Source organism: Microcystis sp. M165S2 (assembly GCF_020245885.1).
Lineage (GTDB): Bacteria > Cyanobacteriota > Cyanobacteriia > Cyanobacteriales > Microcystaceae > Microcystis.
Genome location: NZ_JADBTZ010000001.1, coordinates 1 through 3,621, shown reverse-complemented (window position 1 = coordinate 3,621; position 3,621 = coordinate 1). Strand labels below are relative to the sequence as shown.

The window sequence follows — 3,621 nt, the reverse complement described above, 5'->3', positions numbered from 1 at the left end:
CGGACAAGCTTTTCTGAACGGAACCCCCTAAGCCGAGTTTTCAAGGTGCTGTCCGCCCACTTGGTTTTCGAGACGGTCTTTTTAAGACTAACGTAAAGCCAACCTAGAACGGCGGGGTTTCCCACCCAAAATTTTCGATGATCATTTTTTTTGTAGGAGAACTTTAGTGGCAATTACTACCTCAGCTTCCCGTTTAGGGACAACCGCTTTTAGCGAGGTTGCTCCCGTGGAATTACGTCCCGATTGGTCTCGTGACGAGGCACAGGCGGTTATTCGCGCTGTCTATCGTCAGGTGCTAGGCAATGACTATATCATGCGTTCCGAGCGCCTTACCAGTGCCGAATCCTTACTCTGTAACGGTTCGATCACCGTGCGGGAATTCGTCCGCGCCGTGGCCAAATCGGAACTGTATAAGAACAAATTCTTCTACGGTAACTTCCAAACCCGCGTCATCGAACTTAATATCAAACATCTTTTAGGTCGCGCTCCCTACGATGAGTCGGAAGTGGTCTATCACCTCGATCTCTACGAAAACAAAGGATTCGAGGCCGATATCGACTCCTACATCGATTCCGCCGAATATACCGAAAACTTCGGTGATAGCATCGTTCCCTACTATCGCGGTTTTGCCAGCCAACCCGGTCAAAAAACCGTGGGATTTACCCGGATGTTCCAACTCTATCGCGGTTATGCCAACAGCGATCGCTCTCAGATTGCCGGCAAAACCTCCCGTTTAGCGGTGGAATTAGCCCAAAACGGTGCTTCGGCAGTAGTCGGTCCCTCTGGTGGCAGCGATGGTTGGGCCTATCGTCCCTCCGGTCAACGCAACACCCCCAGTAAAGCTCTTGGTGGTAGTGTGGCCTATGGTAATGTGGGTAAGCTCTATCGCGTGGAAATTGCCGCCATCAGCAAACCGGGTTATCCCAGTGTCCGTCGCAGTAGCAAAGCGGTTATCGTCCCCTTTGAACAGTTAAATAACACCCTGCAACAGATCAACCGTCTCGGTGGCAAAGTTGCCAGCATCACCCCCGCTAGTTTGAATTAATTTTCTAGCTGAAGATAGCTAAAAGTCTCCCGGGCAGCCGTCAGGTTCACCGGGAGACTTTTTTCTAGGGAACTGGCAGAAATTGACCCTCAGCAGATCGAGCAAACCTGTAGAATGAAAATAATTCCCTCGTTTTAATGCCTGTGACTGTCACTTCGATCGCTTTTGACTCTATCGATACTGCCTTAGCGGAAATCAAAGCCGGACGTGCCATTGTCGTAGTTGATGATGAGAATCGCGAAAATGAAGGAGATCTAATCTGTGCGGCCCAATTTGCCACCCCCGATCTGATTAACTTCATGGCAGTGCAAGCTCGCGGTTTAATCTGTCTGGCAATGACGGGAGAGCGTCTTGATGCTCTCGAATTACCTTTGATGGTGACAAAAAACACCGATAGCAATCAAACCGCTTTTACCGTTAGCATCGATGCCGCTCCCCATTTAGGGGTTAAAACTGGCATTTCGGCAGAAGATCGGGCGAAAACCGTGCAAGTTGCCATTAATCCGGTTACTCGTCCCGACGATCTCACCCGTCCCGGTCATGTCTTCCCGATTCGTGCTAAAGCCGGTGGGGTCTTAAAACGTGCCGGTCATACGGAGGCAGCCGTGGATCTAGCTCGGTTAGCGGGGTTGTATCCGGCGGGAGTTATCTGTGAGATCCAAAATCCCGATGGCTCCATGGCCCGTTTACCGCAACTATTTGAATACGCTCGTCAACATAATCTAAGGTTAATTAGCATTGCCGATCTGATCGGTTATCGCTTAAAACACGATCGCTTTGTCCATCGGGAAACGGTCTGTGATTTTCCCAGTCAATTCGGCACTTTTCAGCTTTATGCCTACCGAAATTTATTAGATCAAACCGAACACATCGCTATTGTGAAAGGCGATCCCGCTCTCTTTGGCGATCAACCTGTAATGGTACGAATGCACTCAGAATGTCTGACCGGGGATGCCTTGGGATCCTTGCGTTGCGATTGTCGCCAACAGTTGCAAACTGCCCTAAAAATGATCGAAAAAAACGGTTTAGGGGTGGTGGTTTACCTGCGACAGGAAGGACGGGGAATTGGCTTAATTAATAAGCTAAAAGCCTATTCTTTACAGGATATAGGACTAGATACGGTGGAAGCCAACGAAAGGTTAGGATTTCCCGCCGATTTGCGCGATTACGGCATGGGAGCGCAAATGCTCAACGATTTGGGGGTGAGAAATATTCGTTTAATTACCAATAATCCCCGTAAAATTGCCGGATTAAAAGGCTATGGTTTGGAAATAGTCGAGCGAGTACCTTTGCTGATCGAGGCTAATGATTATAATTCCAATTATCTAGCCACAAAAGCGGAAAAGCTAGGACATCTATTCTTACAAACCTATCTAGTCACCATCGCTCTCAGTTGGGGGGAAAATCCGCCGTCAATTTCGCAAAGATATCATCAATTGGAGAAATTACGGCAGTTAAGTCGCGCTAATCAATTATCTCTCCAAGAAGAAACCCGACCGGTAGCCAATGCCCTTTTTGATCGCGCCCCTTTGATCGTACATTTAGGTTTAGATATTCGTCAGGGTGTCAGCAGTAATTGGTATAAAAATCCTTCCCATCCTTATCTTCTGGTTATTGACAAGATATTAAATGACATTAAAGATTGGTCGGAAATTGAACGCTTAGAATTTTTAATTTCCGACGGAGACGATTCGATGACGGGATTACAAATGAAACTCGATCGTCAAAAAATGTCCGATGAAGATTTCTCACAATTACCACAATTAGCTACCCAAATTATCTACAGTTTTACTCGTGAGTCAGCCAAAAATTAGTTTTCTATGACCGTACTGTTGCCTCTTGCCTCTTGCCTCATCTCAACAAGCAATTTAAATATTTAACAGCTTAACAGTTATAATTAAACAAAGCTAGTGTAACGGGGAAAAACCATGACAACTCTCGACATTTTACCGGAAGTTACCTGTCCCCCCACCGATTTATGGAGTGATGAACCATCCTTGGAAAGTGATCTACATCTACAACAAATTACAATTCTGATCGGTTGTTTAGAAAGGCTATGGCAAGAAAGAAATAATTACTATGCTTCGGGAAATCTTACCATCTACTATAACGAAGAACAACTAAAAAAGCGCAATTTCTGCGGTCCTGATTTTTTTGTGGTTTTAGATACAGAAAAACGTCCCCGCAAAAGTTGGGTAGTTTGGGGAGAACAGGGGAAATATCCCAATGTAATCGTCGAGATTCTTTCCGATTCTACGGCCAATATTGACCGCACTAAAAAGAAAATTCTCTACCAAAATACCTTTCGGACTCCTAACTATTTCTGGTTTGATCCTGAAAGTTTAGAACTGCAAGGATTTAGATTAATTGCTGGACAATATCAGGCTATTCCTGCTAATGAAAACGGCTATTTATGGAGTGAACAATTAGAACTATATTTAGGGTTTGCTGAAAAAGTTATTGAAAAGCACAGGTCTCTTAATCAATGATTTCACTTAGCTACAAGCATAAGCTTTAGTTGTTGATTAGTTTCTAAGTCATAACTTATTGTCATCATTGACCGAGAAAAAGTGCGG

General features: G+C 45.2%; 2 protein-coding genes and 1 pseudogene. All 3 read left to right on the top strand.

The window, feature by feature from the left end; translation table 11 throughout:
* Positions 1-166 precede the first annotated feature (166 nt).
* On the top strand, positions 167-1,045 hold the full coding sequence (locus tag IM479_RS00015) for a phycobilisome linker polypeptide (RefSeq protein WP_286824366.1): 879 nt from the start codon (positions 167-169) through the stop codon (positions 1,043-1,045).
* Between the two features lie 137 nt (positions 1,046-1,182).
* Positions 1,183-2,859, top strand: a complete 1,677-nt coding sequence (ribBA, locus tag IM479_RS00010; RefSeq protein WP_287076464.1) for a bifunctional 3,4-dihydroxy-2-butanone-4-phosphate synthase/GTP cyclohydrolase II — start codon at positions 1,183-1,185, stop codon at positions 2,857-2,859.
* A 114-nt stretch (positions 2,860-2,973) separates the two neighbouring features.
* Positions 2,974-3,501 (top strand): annotated as a pseudogene (locus IM479_RS00005) (Uma2 family endonuclease); the annotation flags it as partial.
* Positions 3,502-3,621: the final 120 nt, after the last annotated feature.